The following is a 20,153-nucleotide window of genomic DNA, read 5'->3' as shown; positions in this document are numbered from 1 at the left end:
ATCCACAAGTTTGCTAGAAAACCCCTCTGTTTTTTAAACAGGGGGTTTTTCAGCAAACTGAGAAGAAGTATATTATACATGTATAATATACTTCTTCTCTTGTTTTTAAGGATTTTTTTAATTAGGTATTGATAATAAGTAAGGCTCTTTTTATTTTCTAGAATTTACATAAAGCCATCCCAAAGTACCTAAGGCAATGGGAAACAGAGATATCAATCCACTGCAAAAATAAATAATTAGACAGATAATTAATGCAAGAAGAGCACACCACCAGCCGAGATCTCGTCTGCTGAGTATTTTTAGTGCAGAAGCCATAGCTATAATATATGATGATAAAAAAACTGAACCAGGAAATTTAAGCAGTTGGTTTAAGTCTGGACTAATAAAAGCAAAACAGGCTAGAACTATTCCAAAATCTATTCCTAAGGCTAAAAGTGCATTTACTGGTGTTTTAAACCTTGAATGTAACTTCGAAAATAATTTTGGGAACTCTCCATCTCTTGCTTCGTTATATATTATCCTTGAGAAACCGGCTATATTTGCATGTATTGTACAAAATGTAATTAATACAGTCAAAATAGCAACTATATATCCGGAGGTTTTACCTAAGGATAGAGCAATTAAGGAACTTAAAGGTGTAGAGGCATTATCGGAAGAATAAATTCTTGTGCCTATGGTTACAAAGGATATAGAGGTATAAAGTAATGCTATAAACAAAGCAGATAAAAATAAGCTTATTGGTATATCCCTAGTAGGTTTTTTAAATTCTTCTGCTAAGAAGGCTTTTATAGCAGAATTAGACTTTAGTACATCCTTATCATAAATAGTAGTTAACATTAATTCAGTGATGAGTTAGAGGTTAGCTATTTTTTTGCTTAATTTTATTTTGTTTACTATAAGGAAAACTCCACCTTTAATACAATTAATTTACTAGTGTAATAATTTTTGATATGTACAAACTATGAATAGACACCAAATATTAATTAATATTCATAGGAGGTAACAGTTATGGCAAATAGAAATAATAGAGTATTAGTTCCAGAAGCAAAAGCAGGATTAGAAAGATTTAAACAAGAATCAGCTACTGAAGTTGGAGTAAATCTAAAACAAGGATATAATGGCGATTTAACTTCAAGAGAAGCTGGATCAATAGGTGGAAATATGGTTAAGAAAATGGTAGAAGCTTACGAACAAGGTTTAAAATAATATATTAACAAGAAAAAGCTCTAGAATTTATCTAGGGCTTTTTCTTTAGGAGATTAATAATAGCAATAGAAATTTAGTACAAAAGCCTTAATATTTTATGTAATAAGTGAAAAAATATTCAAAAAAGTCTGGAGTGACTCCAGATTTTTTAATTAGTTTGTAGGTGTAAATTAAGTTAATGAAGAAAGTAATATATAGAACTAATGCATATTATTTCTTGTTTTATTGTGACCTTAAAGGGTTAGAAATAGTAATGCATTAGCTATATATGAATTAACTAAGATATAATATTTACTTAGAAAGTTTTGATTATAAAACTAGCGATTAATAGAAATAGAAAATATAACTCCTTTAAAAAAGATTAATAAAATAGTATAATATGGTAATAAATAGTATAATTTTAAGGAGTTGGATTATATGTTACGTTATTCAGATTATAAGAAACCAAGATGTTTATTTGAATTGTTTCGTCTCATTAAATCAGGTTATACTAATAAAGAAGAGCTAGCCCAAATGTTTGATATAGATAAAAAGATTATCTATAATTATATTGAAGAATTGAACCTTATCAAATCGTCAAATTCTCCAACCCCTAAGGCAGAGGTTATACGCTAAAATATTAAATATTAACATAGAATATGGATGAAATACTATATAAAAAAGGACTCAGTTTTTAAAAATTGAGTTCTTTTTTATATATATATTAAAATTATAAATTAAGCATCAGGGAGTATCTTAGTGGGTTATGGAAAAAATCTAGGTTGTATGGTTCTTAAGTGGTTTCGGATCTTGTGCAAAGAGCTCGTTTAGAACTTAAAAAAATAACTACTAAAGATGTAAAGCTTAATAAAAGCTCAAGTATTTGTTAAAGTTTGTAGGTAAAATTGTAAATAGATTTAATTAAGTATATATCACATAAAGTTCACATAAATATTTGATATTTATCTTGTAATTATTTGGTATTATTTAGATATGGAAATTAATGACAAATAATCTGTGTTTGAGTATTATAATTTATCAATACTTTTATTAAAAAAAAGGAGGAAATTTCCTTTTTGTGTAGAAGTAAATATATGGAAGGAGGAAGAAGATATGACATTTGATGATAAGATAAAAGAAATATTAGAAACAAAAGGGGACAATAGATTACAATATATAAGTAGCACTCCTAGTAACAATAAGTGCTCAATTGTGATTATTGATAAAGATGGTAATACTATAAACAGATTTAATTTTACTGGACAAGAAAAGATTGAGGTAGAAAAATTTTTAATGATTACTTAGAACGAAGTGAAGTTTAGATAGTTATAAGTAAGAGCCAAATGTAAAAGGCTCTTTTTTTATTATTATTTTTATTTGTAAATGTAATACATAATTAGTTAAAATATACATAAGGGATTAAAATTTAAAGGGGGGATAATTTATAATGAAAACTAAATCAATAATTATTAGTAGCATTATTTTAGTTATTGTCCTATCAGGCATTCTAATGTATGGGTACATACAAAAAAAGAAAGAACCTTCTAAAGATATAAAACAAGATAAGATTCTAACTCAAAATGAAAGTAATAAAACAAACATAAAAGATGGTATAAAGGCTGGACTTGTTACTCAGCAAGGAGATTGGATATATTATTTAGATTATAAATATAGTTTAGGCGGTGAACTTCATAGAGTTAGAAAGAATGGTGAAGGTGATATTAAAGTAATTGACGATATTATGGAATCTGCAAAGATAGTAGATGATTGGATTTACTACATTTCTGATTTTGAGCACGGATATAAGCTTTATAAGGTAAAGATAGATGGTACTGAAAAAACTCTATTAGTGGATACTGGGTTAGCTGAAAAAGAAAATATACCAGCTAATTATGTAGGACTTATTGATATAGTAGATAATACTATTTACTATAGATACATTACTGATTGGTCTATAAAAGCAAGTAAAATAGAGCTGTATAAAATGAAAACAGATGGTAGAGAAAAAATAAAAATAGCTGATAATATGTTTGGTTTTCATATTAAAGATGGTTGGATTTATTATAAAAATTTTGATGATGAAAAAATGTATAAAATGAAGTTAGATGGTAGTAACAAAACACTACTTAGTGATGATAAAGTTGGTGGTTGGGCAGTTATATCAGAAGATTGGATCTACTATACAAATATTACAGAAACAGTACAGCCAGGAATAACCAAAATAAAAGTAGATGGCACAGGTAAACAACAAATATACTATGGTACTGATGTTGAACTAATCGTAAATGCTGATAAAAATTGGGTTTACTATACTTCTTTTTCAGATGGGATAAATAAAATTACTGCTAATGTAGGTTCTGAAGGTGCTAAAACAGAGCTAATAAAGAATTTTAGAGAGAAGTAAATTTTATTAATAAATTAAGTCTTTCGATATTAATAAAAAACCAAGAGGTAGAGCAATAATTTTACAGGACAAGTTTTTAAGTTTTAAGAACATATATTAATAATGTTGATGGAGTAGAGCAAGGAAGTGAAGATAGTGGAATTTAGAAGGGTATCTCATGAGAAAAAGAGATGCCCTTTTCAATGGGGGTACATGAACTTCTTTAATAAACTATTCGGAAAAATATGTCACCGTGCGGTGAAAGTAAATATGATGAATAAGTTTTAAGTATTATATATAATTGTAGTTGTAGAGGTGATAGGAATTGAAAGATTATGCTAAATCTATTGTTGAGATACTACTTGAAAGCAAAGAACATACATCTAGTAACGTACTTGCAAAACAAATAGGAGTTAGTAGTAGAACAATAAAGAGATACATGAAGAATTCATCAGAAATGCTAGAAAGTTATGGATGTCAACTTATATCTGATAATAAAGGTTATAAAGTAGAAATTAAAGATAGACAAAAGCATTTAGTGACAACACGACTACAAAATAATCAATATAATTCAAATTTAGAGAATATAGAAGTAGATATAATTTTGTTCTTGTTATCAAATGAATATGCAGCTATTGATGATATCTCAGAAAAGATTTATTGCAGTAGAAATACAGTAGCTAAGAAGATGCTCAAAATTAAAGACATGTTAGCAAAATTTGATATATCATTACACAACAGAGCACATTATGGATTTTATATTCAAGGGAATGAAATTAATATAAGAAATTGTTTAGTAAAGCACTTAGATATTTATTCTTATTATTTAAAAGAAAAGCTAAAGATTGTTTTAAATGAGAACATATTGAATGTTGATGATATAAAAGAATATTTAATCCGTGCTCTTCAACAACATTCATTGGTAAAAAGCCTTCAGGAAGTAGAGTTGTTTATAAAATATTTAATAGTAACAGTTTTACGTAGTGGGGTTTCCACTAGGGAATCATTAAGATTTTTAGAAAGTGAATCAGTAAATGTTGTTTACTTTCAAGTTACAAATGAAGTTTTAACACAACTTGAAAACTCATATGGATATAAATTTTTGAGTAATGATTTATTATATCTATCAATCGTACTTGGTGGAAGCGACACAATTGTTGATGAGCGTAAAATGATTGAGAGTACTGTGAAACAGAGTCTTATAAAAATAGAAGAGAAATTTAATTATAACTTTATTAATATAGACAATCTTTTATCTTCGTTAACAAATCATATATGTTCATCTTTTAGAAGATTTTCATTTGGAATCAATATCGATAATCCAATGTTATATATAATTAAATCAAAGTATTTACAAGCATATAATTATGGAGTTGAACTAGCTTCACAGCTATCATGTAAATTTAACATAAATATCGATGAAAATGATATAGGATATATTGCACTTCATTTTCTTGCAAATATGGAGAGTCAGTTATTAAAAGAAAAATATCAAGTAATTGTTGTTTGTTCAGGAGGCTTAGGAACATCTACAGTACTAAAGATAAAGCTTGAAAGTAACTTTCCACAAATTCATATTAAGTCAGTTGTACCACAGTATATGCTTGAAAAGGAAGATTTAACTGGGATAGATTTTATAATTTCAACTAATCCTTTTGAAAATACAACATCTAAAAAAGTTGTATATGTAAAACCATTATTAACTGATGAAGATAAGGAGTCTATTAATGTCTTATTAAGTTATGTTAATAGTGAGGAGTATCTTAAAAAACTTTTTAGAGAAGATTTATTTTATAGCAACTTAAGTTTTAATAATAAAGAGGAATGTTTAGAATTTATTACTAACGAACTTATTAATAAAAATGTGATTGATAAAAATTTAAAGAATATAATCTTTCAAAGAGAGAGAACTGCACCAACTGAATTAGGAAACCTTATTGTTATTCCACATTGTATTATTGAGGATACTACAAAGATTATTATATGTACACTAGAGAAGCCAATACATTGGGGAACAGAGCAAGTCCAAGTTATCTTTTTAGGTTGTATGAATACAAAGGATAGAGAAGTTAGGAATATGTTTCCTAAAATTTATGAGTTGACTAAATCTAAACAAAAGATTGAGGAACTTATAAATGTAAAAGAGTTTAATAAATTTATGAATATATTATTCACGTATTAGTTATAGATACGAAAGGAGGACGAGAATGTTTGAAGAAATATTTAAACTTGAAAATATAATGTTAGATTTATCATGTGACAAAAAAGTAGATATATTAAAGGCTATAGCTCAGTTGGCCTTTGAGAAAGGTGTTGCAGATTCAAGTGAACAAATACTAAAGGGATTATTAGATCGTGAAGCATTAGTGTCTACAAGTGTAGGTAAAAATGTAGCTATTCCACACTGTAAATCAACTGATATTAAGAAAGCAGGTTTGTTTGTAATACGTTTACAAAATCTAGTGTATTGGGAAGGCGAGGATAATGATACTGTTAAGTTTGTTTTTTCAATTTTAGTATCAGATCAATCAAATAATTTACATTTGAAATTATTATCAAAATTGGCAAAGAATTTGTTACATGATGATTTCTTAGAAAGTTTAAATTCAGCAAGTACTGAAGAAGAGTTATTTAGTACAATAAATGCAATATTAACTGGTGAATAGATAAAATAGAAGACAGTTAATTTGTATTAAATAGAAAATAATTAATTTTGGAGGTGTTAATTATGAAGAAAATAGTAGGAGTATGTGCATGTCCAATGGGGGTAGCACACACATATTTAGCAGCTGATGTTATCGATGCAGCAGCAAAAAGTTTAGGATATAAATCAAAGGTAGAGACTCAAGGATCATGTGGAATTGAGGACAAGCTTACATCAAGTGATATAGAAGAAGCAGAATTAATTGTAATTGCAACAGCGATTAAGTTGGAAGATAATACACGTTTTGATGGATATGAACACAAGATTTTACGTCTTGAGTTACAACAAGTAATTAAAAAAGGACATGAATTAATATCAAATAGATTAAACAAATAAATCAATAACAAAATATTATTTTGGAGGATCTAAATATGAAAAATAGTAGAGGAACCATTTTTCAACAACACTTAATGACGGGTATTTCTTATATGATTCCAGTAGTAGTTAGTGCTGGTATGCTTATGGGAATAGGTATTATGGCAGGACAAAGTATGGGATTTGATGCATGGGATGGGAAACTTCTTCAAGGAACTCCAAATGAGTTACAAAGCTTCTTTGCTTGGATGACGCAAGTTGCAGGTGCTGGTATGATGGGATTAATGTTCCCAGTTTTTGCAGCATTCTTAGCATATGGAATTGCTGATAAGTTAGCATTAGCTCCGGGTTTTATTGGAGGTTTATTAGCCCAAAAAATGGGTTCTGGTTTCTTAGGAGCAATGTTAATTGGTTTATTAGCAGGTTATTCTGTTAAATATTTAAATGAGAAAATCAAAATAAAACGTACATTTATGCCAATTAAGACATTATTTATCATTCCGGTTGCAACATGTGTACTTGTAGTTGTTGCCAGTCGTTATGTAGTTGGTCCAATAGGTCAGCTATTCATAAATGCTATTACTTCAGTTATTAATTTAGTTGGTCAAACTGGTGAGCTTGCTGTAGCAGTAGTAATAGGTGGTGCAATGGCATTCGATCTTGGTGGTCCAGTAAATAAAACAGCACTAGCATTATCAATGCAATTAAATACAGATGCAGGTATATCAGCATGGGTTCCAGCTATGATAGGTGCAGTTATTCCTCCAATAGGTATAGGTTTAGCAGTTTTTATAGATAAATTTGTTGTAAGACGTAGTGTGTTTGATGATGGGTTGCGTACAAATGGTATGTCATGCTTTATACTAGGATTTATGGGAATTTCAGAAGGTGCTATTCCATTTGCAATTAAGGATCCATTATTCATGATTCCACTAAATGTAGTTGGTTCGGCAGTTGGTGCAGGAATATCACATATAATGGGAACGTATGGAACTGTTGGTGTTCCTGCAGCAATTTGGGGATGGCCATTAGCTACAAATCCACTAGGTTGGGTAGTAGGGGTTGTAGTTGGTTCATTAATTGTATGTTTTGGTGCAATATTTAGAATGAACTATTTAGTAAAAAAGAAAGAAAAAGAAGAGGATGTAGTTGCTAACGTTGTAGGTTAATATAATAATAGAAGAAACTAGAGATAACCTCTCTAGTTTCTTCTATATCAAGCCTGACATCCATTGTTGCTTGAAGGAGATTTTCTTCTTTAGCAATGTTCTTCTTTTCAACAAACCGAACAAATCGGATCTGTGAAGTAAAGTATGTTTATCTTTTGATGAATAGAAGAAATATTAAGAAGAAATATTAATTTGTTCAATCGCTGCACCTGAATCGGCATCTCCGCAGATGCCTGTGGACGTTGTTTCTTTATCATATATACCTTCACAGCCCTAATTAGGATTATATATTTATAGTGTCTGTTAGTTTAGATTTGTTTCTTATTGAAACCTTCGACGGAATGTCGAGGTTTTTTTTAGTGTTCACATAATTTAGGATTATTTTACAATATGTAAAAAACTGTGAAAACTTATTGACTAACATGTACGTACAAGTTATAATAGATTTATAAGATAACTTGTATATACAAGTTTAACTAGGTAAAAGTATTTTCTTATATGAGAGTTTAAAAAATGGGGTAGATACTGTAGATGCATAGATATAATTAGAGCTTAATAGAGTCAAATATCATTGTATCTACAGATATCAAAAAAAGAGGGTAAAGGGAGATTTTTGTATGGCTAAGTTTGTAAATGAAGCAAAAGAGTTATTAGAGTACGCTGGTGGAAAAGAAAATATTGCCTCGGTAAATCATTGCGCAACTCGTATGAGATTTGTATTAAATGATGTTAACAATGCAGATATTGAAAAAATCAAAGCTATGAAGATTGTAAAAGGAACTTTTGTGCAAGCTGGACAATTTCAAGTTATTGTAGGAAATGAAGTATCTATATTTTACAATGACTTCGCAGAAGCAGCAGGCATAGATGGAGTTAGTAAAGAACAGACGAAGGTTGTAACTAAAGATAACAGGAATTTTATTCAAAGATTACTTGCAAATTTAGCAGAAATATTTGCACCTCTTATTCCAGCAATTATAGTTGGAGGTTTAATATTGGGTTTCCGTAATATAATCGGAGATATTAAATTAATTGAGGGTGGAACTAAAACATTAACAGAAGTATTACAATTTTGGTCTGGAGTTTATTCATTATTATGGTTAATTGGAGAATCTATATTCTTCTTTTTACCAGTAGGAATAACATGGTCCATTTCTAAGAAGATGGGTACAACTCAAATTTTAGGAATTATATTAGGTATTACTTTAGTATCTCCACAGCTATTAAATGCTTATGCATTTGCAGGTACTCCTGTTGATAAAATATCAGTTTGGAATTTTGGATTTGCTAAGGTTCAAATGATAGGTTATCAAGCACAGGTTATACCATCTATTTTAGCAGGATTCTTTTTGGCTATATTAGAAAAGAACGTGCGTAAGATTGTTCCGGAGTATATATCAATGATAGTGGTACCACTCCTATCATTAGTTCCAGCTGTATTAATAGCCCATGCTATTTTAGGTCCAATAGGTTGGGTAATAGGTAAAGGTATATCAACTGTAATATACTCAGGCTTAACTTCATCATTTGGATGGTTGTTTGCAGCTCTATTTGGATTTGCTTATGCACCATTAGTAATTACAGGATTACATCACATGACAAATGTTATTGATTTAGAACTTATGGCTCGATTAGGTGGAACTAATTTATGGCCAATGATCTCTTTATCAAATATAGCTCAAGGATCTGCGGTTGTAGCAATGATATTTATAAATAGACGTAATGAACAGGAGAAACAAGTGTCTATTCAAGCAGCAATCTCATGTTATTTAGGAGTAATTGAACCAGCTATGTTTGGAATTAACTTAAAGTATATATACCCATTTATAGCTGCTGTGACTGGTTCAGCAATTGCAGCTGTAATATCAATAAATTCAGGGGTTATGGCTAACTCAATTGGAGTTGGGGGATTACCTGGTATTCTATCTATAAAACCACAATTCATGTTAGCTTATGCATTTGCAGTGTTAGTAGCAATTGTTGTTCCGTTTGTTTTAACAACTATTCTTTCTAAGGCAAATTTGCAGCTAATAAAGAGTTATAAGAAAGCAAAAGCATAAATATTATACAGTTTTCTAGATATATTCAATTTAAAGGAGTAGGTATTATGAAAGATTTTAAGAAGAGTGTAGTATATCAAATATATCCTAAATCATTTAATGATTCTAATGGTGATGGATTTGGAGATTTAAAGGGCGTTACTAGTAAATTAGATTATTTAAAAACTTTAGGTGTAGACTATATATGGTTAACTCCATTTTATATTTCACCTCAAAAAGATAATGGTTATGATGTTGCAGATTATTATAAGATTGATGAACGCTTTGGAACTATGGAAGATTTTGAAGAGATGGTGTTAGAAGCTAATAAACGTGGTATCGATATTATGTTGGACATGGTATTTAATCATACATCTACAGAGCATCAATGGTTTAAAAATGCTATGAATGGTGATGAAAAATATAAAAATTATTATATATTTAAGCAGCCTAAGGATGGAAAAGAACCAACAAATTGGATATCAAAGTTTGGTGGTTCCGCTTGGAGATATGTTGAGGAATTTAATGAGTATTATCTACACTTATTTGATGTAACTCAAGCTGACCTTAATTGGGAAAATCAAGAGGTAAAGAAAGAAATCTTTGATATAGTAAATTTTTGGATTGAAAAAGGAGTGAAAGGATTTCGTTTTGATGTCATTAATCTGATTTCTAAGTCAGATGAATACGAAGATGATTATGAAGGTGATGGTAGACGTTTCTATACAGATGGTCCTCGTATTCACCAGTATTTAAAAGAATTAAGTGCAGAAACATTCGGCAAACATGAAGATATAATTACTGTTGGTGAAATGTCTTCAACAACAATAGATAACTGTAATAAATATTCAAATCAGGAAGAGAAAGAGTTATCCATGGTTTTTAACTTCCATCATCTAAAAGTCGATTATAAAGACGGAGATAAGTGGACTTTGATGGATTTTCATTTTAAGAAGTTAAAAGAAGTGTTTAATTCATGGCAGGTTGGAATCCAAGAAGGTAATGGATGGAATGCAGTATTTTGGTGTAATCATGATCAGCCGCGTATTGTATCTCGCTTTGGAAATGATAAAGAATATCACAAAGAATCAGCAAAAATGCTAGCAACCTCAATACACATGTTGAGAGGAACACCGTATATTTACCAAGGTGAAGAGTTCGGTATGACAAATCCGTATTTTGATAAAATTGATTTATATAGAGATATAGAGTCAATTAATTACTATAACATTTTAAAACAGCAAGGTGTAGATGAAGAGGAAATAATTAAAATTTTACAATCAAAATCAAGGGATAATTCTCGTACGCCTATTCAGTGGAATAAGAATAGCAATTCAGGATTCACCACTGGCACACCATGGATATCAGTAGGTAAAAACTATGAAGACGTTAATGCAGAACAAGCACTGAACGATAAGGATTCTGTTTTCTATCATTATCAGAAGTTGATTAAGTTAAGAAAAGAATATGATATTATTGCCTATGGAGATTTTGAATTAATATTAGAAGAACATGAAGATATTTTTTCATATATAAGACATTATAATGATGAAAAATTATTAGTAATAAACAATTTTTATGGAAAAGAAACTACATTTGAATTGCCTCTAGAATTAAACTTTGATGAATATAAAAATGAAATTTTAATTTCAAATTACAGTGATTCTTCAAAGGAGTTAAAAAAATTAAAGTTAAGACCATATGAATCCATTGTTTACCTATTGACAAATAATGGTTAATAGGTTAAAATGTCTAAGGTGATAACGATGGATAGTAAATATTTAACTATTTATAATGAGATTACAAGTAAAATAGAGAATGGTAAATTTGAACCTAACACAAAACTTTCATCCGAAAATGAAATGATGCAAGAGTATGATGTATCTAGAGATACAATAAGGAAGGCATTAAATTTATTAGAACAAAATGGATATATCCAAAAAATTAAAGGAAAAGGTTCATTTGTTCTAGATATTAATAAATTCGATTTCCCTGTTTCAGGATTAACAAGCTTTAAGGAATTGTCTGAAAAAATAGGTAAAAAGTCAAATACGGTTTTACAAGAACTAGAGTTAATTGAACCAGATAAATTTCTAATGGAGCAGTTAAATGTATCACAGGATGATAATGTCTGGAAGGTTATAAGAGTACGAGAGATAGGGAATAATAAAATTATATTAGATAAAGATTTCTTTAACCAAAAATTTGTACCTTTATTAAATAAGGAAATATGTGAAGATTCCATATATGAATATCTTGAAAATACGCTAGGACTTAATATTAGTTTTGCTAAAAAAGAAATTACAGTACAGAAAGCTACAGAAGAAGATAAAAGATATTTGGATATGGAACATTATGATATGATTGTAGTTGTAAAAAACTATATTTATTTAGATGATACCAATTTGTTTCAATATACTGAGTCTAGACATAGACCGGATAAATTTAGATTTGTAGATTTTGCTAGAAGAAAATAATAGAGCTTAAAGATAGTCGTTTAATAACAATCCATTGTAGCGGTGTCCAATCGTTAGGATATTCTCACTAGTGGCCAAGATTTTACAAGCAAAGATAGAAGTAAAGGCCCTCGAAGTATTTGAGGGTGTTTACTTGTTTATGTCTAATATTTTATATTTACTTTGTAATTATAGTTAAATGTTTAGAACTGCTTATAATGGTGTTTAAAGTTAAATGTTAAGGTTTCCACAAACAAAACTAAAAAAACAAAATATATTTTAAATTTATAGAATGTTTTAAGAAGGAGTCTAAGTTGATATCATTAAGTCATGTAGAAATATTTATGAAATTGAAGAAAACGTATACGGGTATGCTTCTAAAGGAAATTTTGTAGCAGTAGCAAGCCAATTTGCAGATGTAGATGAGGTTTGTGAAGAAGCGGTAATAGCTTTAAGTGGTGAAGCATTCTTCACGATGATAGCTTTAGGTACTAGTGGACTAATAATTTATTAAATTTTATAAAAATTGATTTATAAAAATATAAGCTTGTTAAGATATAATTTTATCAATAACTATTTAGCAGGTTTTTTATGAAGTACAGGAAAAAATAATCAACTTTATTAAAGAAGATAGTTAGCTTTGAGGAGGAAAGAAAAATGAATATATTAGTTATAAATTGTGGAAGTTCATCATTAAAGTATCAATTAATCAATATGTCAAATGAACAGGCGCTTGCGGTAGGATTAGTTGAAAGAATAGGAATTGAAGGTTCAATACTTACTCAAAAAGTTGAAGGAAGAGATAAATATATAATTAAACAACCTATGAAAAGTCATAAGGATGCAATAAAGTTAGTTCTTGATGCTTTAGTTGACAGTACTAATGGTGTTATTAAATCAATGGATGAAATATCAGCTGTTGGTCACAGAGTAGTACATGGTGGAGAGAAATATTCAAACTCAGTTTTTGTAAACGATGAAGTAATGAAGGATTTAGAAGAATGTGCAAAATTAGCGCCGCTTCACAATCCTCCAAATATAATCGGAATAAACGCTTGTAAAGCTTTAATGCCAAATACACCAATGGTAGTTGTATTTGATACTGCATTCCATCAAACAATGCCAGAAAAGGCATTTCTATATGCTATACCATACGAGTTATATAAAGAACATAATATAAGAAGATATGGTTTCCATGGAACTTCTCATAAATATGTTTCTAATAAAGTAGCAGAAGTTATGGGTAAAGATGTTAAAGACCTTAAAATCATTACTTGTCACTTAGGTAATGGTTCAAGCGTAACTGCTATAAAGAACGGTGAATCAATAGATACTTCAATGGGATTTACTCCGCTTGAAGGATTAGTAATGGGTACAAGATCAGGAGATATAGACCCAGCAGTTATTTTCTACTTAATTAATCAATTAGGTTATTCTGCAGACGAAGTAAACAATGTATTAAACAAGAAGTCAGGAGCACTAGGTATTTCAGGCATAAGTAGTGATTTCAGAGATATAGAAAATGCCGAAGCACAAGGAAATCATAGAGCTAAATTAGCACTCGATATGTTTCACTATAGAGTAAGAAAATATATAGGTTCGTATGTAGCAGCAATGGGTGGTGTAGACTGTATAGTATTTACTGCTGGTGTTGGTGAAAATGGACCTGAAACAAGAGAAGAAATATGCAAAGGATTGGAATTCCTTGGACTTGAAATGGATACTGAAAGAAATAAGGTTAGAGGAAAAATAGCTGAAATAAGTACTAAAGACTCAAAAGTTAAAGTGTATGTTATACCAACTAATGAAGAGTTAATGATTGCAAGAGATACTAAATTACTTACATCAAAATAATATTAAAAATACTAAAAGAACATGAATATATATAAGACCTTATAACATGATTGTATTTATAAAAAATTATATTTATTTAGATGATACTAGTTTGTTCCAGTATACTGAATCTAGACATAGACCGGATAAATTTAGATTTGTGGATTTTGCTAGAATAAAATAATAGAGCTTAAAAGACTATAATGGAGTGATTAAAAGGGTGTCCCGAAAGTATAACTTTTGGGACACCCTACTTTATATTATGAAACTTCTTAAAAAACAGGTTGTTAATTTACTTAACTTGTTTTTTAATACTGTTTTTGTATTTAACTAGGTTAAGAAGTTTGTTAAAGTGTAAATGTAAACAATTTAATAAAGATTTGAAGAAAGGAGACCATATTTATATAATAAATAATTGTACATTAAATTCACAATTACTGCTAAACTAAGGTCTTGAGGTTATTATGGTAAAAAATTCATAAACTACATTTAAAGAAAAAACACTATAAAGAAAAAACACTATGTTTAAAAGGGGGAGATTCTTAATGAAAGATAAAGTTGTAAACGGTATGCAGATTTTTGCGAGATCTGTAGTGGTTCCAGTATTATTTTTACCTATTGCAGGTATAATTTTAGCACTTTCTTCTATCCTTAGTAACCCAACTATTGTGGGAAATGGGAGTTTTCTAATCAATGTAGGTAAGTTCATTGGTAGTGGGCTTTGGCCTATTTTAATTAATTTGGGCATTGTTTTCTGTGTAGGAATAGCTATGGGAATGGCTAAAGAAAAGAAAGCAGAAGCTGCACTTATAGCATTATTTTCATTTTTAATATTCTTAGGAGCAAATAATCAATGGCTTACTTTAACTGAAAAACTAGTACCTTATAAAGTTACTTCTGATTTATATGGTACTGGACAAACAGTTATATTAGGGTTTCAAGTAATAGATATGGGAGTTTTCTTAGGAATGATTCTTGGAGTAGTAGTAGCACTTGTTCATAACAAATTTTGTAATAAGGAGTTTTCAGGAGCATTTGGGGCATATGGAAATACTAAACTAGTATTTATGGTATTAGTTCCAATTTTGCTAACATTAGCAGTAGTTTTAAGTTATGTTTGGCCTGTTGTTGCAAGTGGTATTACAGCATTGACAAGTTTTATAAATATGTCAGGATCTATAGGTGTATTTTTATACGGATTCTTGAATAGATTCTTAATTCCAACTGGATTGCATCATTTAATAAATACACCATTCCTATATTCTAATATTGGAGGAGAGTTAGCTATAAATGGGAAAACATATTTTGGAGCTGTAAATATATTCTTAGCTCAGCTAACTGATCCATCTGTAAAGATGTTTGATCCATCAGCAAAATATTTACAGTATGGTATGGTTAAAATATTTGGTTTAGTGGGAGCCGCCTTAGCGTTCTATAAAACAGCTAAACCAGAAAATAAGATTAAATTAAAGGCAATTTTAATACCGGCGGTAGCAACATCAGTTTTGGCTGGTATTACAGAACCTTTAGAATTTACATTCTTATTTGTATCACCATTTTTATGGCTAGTTCATTCTGCAATGGATGGTCTATTTGAAGCTGTTACAGTGCTATTAGGAGCTAGAACTTATGGACCAGGTGGACTTATAGACTTTGTGGCATATAATTTACCAGCAGGAATTGGTAGAACTAGATGGCCTATATTTATAGCGGTAGGATTAGTTCAATTACCAACATATTTCTTTATATTTAGATTTTTAATTCAAAAATTAAATCTTAAGACTCCTGGTAGAGAAGATAATGAAGTTAAGTTATATACTAAAAAAGATTATAAAGATAAAACTTCTAAAGGTTCAGGAGAGGTAGCAGCAGACAAAGGTTCTGATTTAGCAGCTGTAATAGTTCAAGGTCTTGGTGGTAAGGGAAATATAGAAACTGTTGATAATTGCTTTTCACGTTTGAGAGTAAAAGTTACAGATGCTAGTAAAGTTGATGAACCAGCTTTAAAAGGTACAGGTGCATCAGGAGTAATAAAGAATGGTAATAATATTCAAGTTGTATATGGACCTAAAGTAAATGGAGTTAGAAATTCCGTTGATAAATATCTTGCTGTTTAAATTAATGATTATGTAAACAATTATTAAGTTTGGGTTATGTTTAAAGTAAATTTAATCTTCTTTCTTTATTAAATAGTAAAATAATTATAAGTTTTAAAAATAAAAAGAATCAATTAAGACTGCTAAAAGTAGATTTTAAATCTCTTTTGGCAGTCTTTTTAGATGAAGTAAACCTAATCCCTTTATACCACTAATATTTGTAAAACTTAAAAACAGGTTGTCAATTGACTTAACCTGTTTTTTTATAGCCTTTTTGTATTTAATTAGACTAAAAAATTTGTTAAAGTATACATGTAAACAATTTGGTAAAAGTTTGAAAGAAAGAACAGAAGCTTATAAAAACCTAAGTATTAAATTTAATATTAAGTAAATATAAAAATAAAAATTAGAAAGAAGGAATAATTATGAGAAAGTTTTCAGTAACAATAGCCGGTGGTGGAAGTACATTTACACCAGCAATAATATTAATGCTATTAGATAATTTGGATAAATTTCCTATAGGAAAATTAAAATTATATGATAATGATAAAGAAAGACAAGAAGTAATTGCTGGGGCATGTAAGGTTATTTTAAAGGAGAAAGCACCAGAAATTGAATTTAGTGCAACAGTAAATCCAGAAGAAGCTTTTACAGATATAGATTTTGTTATGGCTCACATAAGAGTAGGTAAATATGCAATGCGTGAATTAGATGAAAAAATTCCATTAAAATATGATGTACTTGGACAAGAAACGTGTGGTCCAGGAGGAATTGCTTATGGAATGAGATCTATTGGTGGAGTTATTGAAATACTTGACTATATGGAGAAATATTCACCAAATGCATGGATGTTAAATTACTCTAATCCAGCAGCAATAGTTGCAGAAGCAACTAGAAGATTAAGACCAAATTCAAAGATATTAAACATTTGTGATATGCCAATAGCAATAGAAGTACGTATGGCTGAAGTTTTAGGATTAGAGTCAAGAAAAGATATGACAGTTCGTTATTATGGACTTAACCATTTTGGTTGGTGGACAGATATACGTGATAAAGATGGAAATGATTTAATGCCAAAGATAAAAGAACACGTTTCTAAATATGGTTATGTGGTTTCTAATGGAGATAGCCAGCATACTGAGGCAAGTTGGAATGATACCTTTGCTAAAGCAAAAGATGTACATGCTCTTGACCGAGATACATTACCTAATACTTATTTAAAATATTATTTATTCCAAGATTATGTTGTTAAGCATTCTAATAAAGAACATACAAGAGCAAATGAAGTAATGGAAGGAAGAGAAAAATTTGTATTTGGCGAATGTAAGAAAGTTATTGAAAAACAATCTACAGAAGGATGTGGATTGCATATAGATGAGCATGCTTCATATATAGTTGATCTTGCAAGAGCTATAGCATATAACACACAAGAAAGAATGTTATTAATTGTAGAAAATAATGGTGCTATTGAAAACTTTGATCCTACAGCAATGGTGGAGATACCTTGTATTCTTGGTAGTAACGGACCAGAACCATTATCCCTAGGTAAAATTCCTCAATTCCAAAAAGGTTTAATGGAACAACAAGTTTCTGTAGAAAAGTTAGTAGTCGAAGCTTGGATAGAAAAATCTTATCAAAAATTATGGCAAGCAATTACTCTTTCTAAAACAGTGCCAAGTGCATCAGTTGCTAAGAATATTTTAGATGACTTAATTGAAGCAAATAAAGAATACTGGCCTGAATTAAAATAGTATTTAAAACAAATTTAATATTTTTTCTTTATTAAATAGGGAAATGATTATAAATTTAAAAAATAAAAAGAATAAATTTAGACTGTCAAAAGTAAAGCAAATGTCTTTATTTTAAAAGATATAAGGTATATTCCAATGCGGAATATACCTTATTAAGTTTTACACAGCTTATTTAAAAAGATTTATTAGAAAAAAATATTAACGTGTAGGTGTACTAGATAAGTCGTCATTACTTTTCATTCTGCAGAACATAGGATAAAATATAATGGTGAAAGTAGGAAAATATTTATTAAGGAATTTCATAGTATTTACAACAGAGGAGAAATTTATGGATTTAGATATTAGTAAGATGGTAGATAAATATCAGTTAAGCAAATTAGAGGAAAATATACTAACTTATATAATAAATAATATAACAGATGTTAAAGAAATAGGAGTAAGAAGTATAGCAAAGGAACACTACACCTCAACTACTACTGTTATGAAGTTAGCAAAAAAAATGGGGTATTCTGGTTTTCTAGATATGTATTATAATTTAAGCTTTATATTAAAGGATAAAAAGGCTTATTTTTCTGGCGAAAAAAACAATAAATATTACGGAGTAGATCTAGAAGAATTATTAGCATTGATAGGATATAAAAATATAAGTGATTTTATAGATTTATTAATAGAAAATAAAAATGAAGTTATATATACTAGTGGTACAGGATTTTCATATTCTATTGCACAATATTTTACTAGAAAATTAATAGTGCTTGGATTCAATTGTATTTATTCTGAAGCATATGAAAGTTATGATGTAAATGCTATAAAAGCTAAGTTGTTTATAAATATCTCTAAGTCCGGAGAAACAGATTTTCTAGTAAAGGCTTCAGAAGCTGCTAAGAAAAATGGAATAAAAATAGTTTCTTTTACAGGAGAAGTAGAAAATACATTAGCTAAAATGTCAGATATAAATTTTAAAATATATGATATGTATACTATGGATGATCGTAATAAGTTAGCTAATTCCTTCTACCCTAATACTTTAATGCTGTTTGAATTTTTAATAGGTGAATATTTAGAAAGAATTAAAGATAATTGAGGTTATGCTTAGAAACACAGAAGAATGTATAAATTTAGGAACTTATATCGTCTTCTGTCTTGATATTTTTTATAGATATACCAGTAGAAAAAACATGTTACTTTTATGAAGTACATGTTTTTTTTTGAATGAAAAGGTTTAAACGGTTGAGTATTTGTAATATAATAACAATATAACAAAGTTAACAATTTAACAAACAAATGGTTTATTTGGTACAATATTACTATATAAATCTTAATAATAAATTTAGAAAAAGATATAACAAATATTTGGAGGTATTAAAATGCTAAAAAAAATTAAATCTATTTTATTTAAGAATCAATCAGATGTTCAACAAGAAAATGTGAATGAAGTTAAAAAAAATAAAAACGTAGAAGATAACGTATTTATAATTCCTATTTCTGGAGAAGTAATCAGCTTAGATAGAGTGCCTGATGAGGTATTTGCTCAAAAGATGATGGGGGATGGCTTTGCTATAGATCCTGAAAATGGAGAGGTATTTTCACCGGTAAATGGAGAAATAACAGCAGTATTTCCTACTAAACATGCTATTTCAATAAAAAGTAATTCTGGAGTTGAAATTTTAATTCATTTTGGTTTAGATACAGTTAATTTAAAGGGAGAAGGTTTTGATGTTTATGTTGAAGCAGGAAATTCAGTAAAGGCAGGAGATATGTTATTAAAAGTTAACATTGAAAAAATAAAGAATAAAGTACCATCTCTTATTGTTCCTATAATCTTTACAGAACTTAACGGAAAGAGCTTTAATTATAATTCTGGAAAAGTTACAGCTAAGGAAACAAATGTAGTAACTGTAAAGTAATCTCTTGTGTTAATTTAAATTGTTATAATATACTAAAAAACTATAGTAACTAACCGGACGTTGCTATAGTAAGTTGAATTCTCTGTACCTAATAAAAACCTCAGAATAGAGCAATAATTTTACTGGTACAAGCTATTTTGTTTTAAATCAGTACTTAATACATTTAGAATATAAAAAGGGACTGTATATCTTTATACAGCCCTTTTTGTATTAGAAAACCCCTGGTTAGACCAGGGGTTCAGTGAAGCTTTTAGCTATGGGACACAATATAAAAACTCCTTTTGATATAATAAAATTGCGGTCTGCCAACTGCAA

At 29.1% G+C, this 20,153-nt stretch carries 17 protein-coding genes and 1 pseudogene; 17 read left to right on the top strand and 1 reads right to left on the bottom strand.

All coding sequences use genetic code 11. The features are described 5' to 3' along the window. Nucleotides 1–150 precede the first annotated feature (150 nt). Nucleotides 151–837: an APC family permease gene (locus CPJCM30710_RS16595; RefSeq protein ID WP_212905275.1), complete on the bottom strand. Its 687-nt coding sequence runs from the start codon at nt 835–837 to the stop codon at nt 151–153. A 171-nt stretch (nt 838–1,008) separates the two neighbouring features. Between CPJCM30710_RS16595 and CPJCM30710_RS16590 the strand changes: the two genes are divergently transcribed. The 17 genes and pseudogenes from CPJCM30710_RS16590 to CPJCM30710_RS16515 all read left to right on the top strand — a co-directional run bounded on the left by CPJCM30710_RS16590 (nt 1,009) and on the right by CPJCM30710_RS16515 (nt 19,838). Then, on the top strand, nt 1,009–1,206 hold the full coding sequence (locus CPJCM30710_RS16590; RefSeq protein ID WP_212903817.1) for an alpha/beta-type small acid-soluble spore protein: 198 nt from the start codon (nt 1,009–1,011) through the stop codon (nt 1,204–1,206). 417 nt (nt 1,207–1,623) lie between these two features. Then, nucleotides 1,624–1,821, top strand: coding sequence for a hypothetical protein (locus tag CPJCM30710_RS16585; protein ID WP_212905274.1), 198 nt, complete (start codon nt 1,624–1,626; stop codon nt 1,819–1,821). Between the two features lie 477 nt (nt 1,822–2,298). Next, on the top strand, nt 2,299–2,490 hold the full coding sequence (locus CPJCM30710_RS16580) for a hypothetical protein (protein ID WP_212905273.1): 192 nt from the start codon (nt 2,299–2,301) through the stop codon (nt 2,488–2,490). A 142-nt stretch (nt 2,491–2,632) separates the two neighbouring features. Further along, nucleotides 2,633–3,589 (top strand): DUF5050 domain-containing protein, encoded by a 957-nt coding sequence (locus tag CPJCM30710_RS16575; protein WP_212905272.1) that lies wholly within the window; start codon nt 2,633–2,635, stop codon nt 3,587–3,589. Nucleotides 3,590–3,893: 304 nt separating this feature from the next. Next, nucleotides 3,894–5,750, top strand: coding sequence for a BglG family transcription antiterminator (locus CPJCM30710_RS16570; RefSeq protein WP_212905271.1), 1,857 nt, complete (start codon nt 3,894–3,896; stop codon nt 5,748–5,750). A 25-nt stretch (nt 5,751–5,775) separates the two neighbouring features. Further along, entirely contained in the window at nt 5,776–6,234 is a 459-nt protein-coding gene (locus tag CPJCM30710_RS16565; RefSeq protein WP_212905270.1) for a PTS sugar transporter subunit IIA, read from the top strand. A gap of 62 nt (nt 6,235–6,296) precedes the next feature. Beyond that, the gene (locus tag CPJCM30710_RS16560; RefSeq protein WP_246503571.1) at nt 6,297–6,608 is read left to right on the top strand and encodes a PTS fructose transporter subunit IIB; all 312 of its coding nucleotides are present in this window, start codon (nt 6,297–6,299) and stop codon (nt 6,606–6,608) included. Nucleotides 6,609–6,643: 35 nt separating this feature from the next. After that, nucleotides 6,644–7,756, top strand: a complete 1,113-nt coding sequence (locus CPJCM30710_RS16555) for a PTS fructose transporter subunit IIC (protein WP_212905269.1) — start codon at nt 6,644–6,646, stop codon at nt 7,754–7,756. A 617-nt stretch (nt 7,757–8,373) separates the two neighbouring features. Next, on the top strand, nt 8,374–9,816 hold the full coding sequence (gene treP, locus CPJCM30710_RS16550) for a PTS system trehalose-specific EIIBC component (RefSeq protein WP_212905268.1): 1,443 nt from the start codon (nt 8,374–8,376) through the stop codon (nt 9,814–9,816). Nucleotides 9,817–9,863: 47 nt separating this feature from the next. Further along, nucleotides 9,864–11,534: an alpha,alpha-phosphotrehalase gene (gene treC, locus CPJCM30710_RS16545; RefSeq protein WP_212905267.1), complete on the top strand. Its 1,671-nt coding sequence runs from the start codon at nt 9,864–9,866 to the stop codon at nt 11,532–11,534. A 27-nt stretch (nt 11,535–11,561) separates the two neighbouring features. After that, nucleotides 11,562–12,272: a trehalose operon repressor gene (gene treR / locus CPJCM30710_RS16540; RefSeq protein ID WP_212905266.1), complete on the top strand. Its 711-nt coding sequence runs from the start codon at nt 11,562–11,564 to the stop codon at nt 12,270–12,272. Between the two features lie 636 nt (nt 12,273–12,908). Beyond that, a complete protein-coding gene (locus tag CPJCM30710_RS16535) occupies nt 12,909–14,105 on the top strand; it encodes an acetate/propionate family kinase (RefSeq protein ID WP_212905265.1) in 1,197 nt (398 codons plus the stop codon). Between the two features lie 40 nt (nt 14,106–14,145). Continuing rightward, a pseudogene (locus tag CPJCM30710_RS17940) lies at nt 14,146–14,268 on the top strand (trehalose operon repressor); the annotation flags it as partial. 361 nt (nt 14,269–14,629) lie between these two features. Next, nucleotides 14,630–16,201 carry a PTS transporter subunit EIIC gene (locus CPJCM30710_RS16530; RefSeq protein WP_212905264.1) on the top strand — a complete coding sequence of 524 codons (1,572 nt, stop codon included), beginning with the start codon at nt 14,630–14,632 and terminating at the stop codon, nt 16,199–16,201. 404 nt (nt 16,202–16,605) lie between these two features. Next, entirely contained in the window at nt 16,606–17,931 is a 1,326-nt protein-coding gene (locus tag CPJCM30710_RS16525) for a 6-phospho-alpha-glucosidase (protein WP_212905263.1), read from the top strand. Nucleotides 17,932–18,259: 328 nt separating this feature from the next. After that, nucleotides 18,260–19,015 (top strand): MurR/RpiR family transcriptional regulator, encoded by a 756-nt coding sequence (locus CPJCM30710_RS16520; RefSeq protein ID WP_212905262.1) that lies wholly within the window; start codon nt 18,260–18,262, stop codon nt 19,013–19,015. A gap of 283 nt (nt 19,016–19,298) precedes the next feature. Then, on the top strand, nt 19,299–19,838 hold the full coding sequence (locus CPJCM30710_RS16515) for a PTS sugar transporter subunit IIA (RefSeq protein ID WP_212905261.1): 540 nt from the start codon (nt 19,299–19,301) through the stop codon (nt 19,836–19,838). Nucleotides 19,839–20,153: the final 315 nt, after the last annotated feature.

This window comes from Clostridium polyendosporum (assembly GCF_018332455.1).
GTDB classification, from domain to species: Bacteria; Bacillota; Clostridia; order Clostridiales; family Clostridiaceae; genus Clostridium_AY; species Clostridium_AY polyendosporum.
This window is presented reverse-complemented; position numbering and strand designations above follow the sequence as displayed.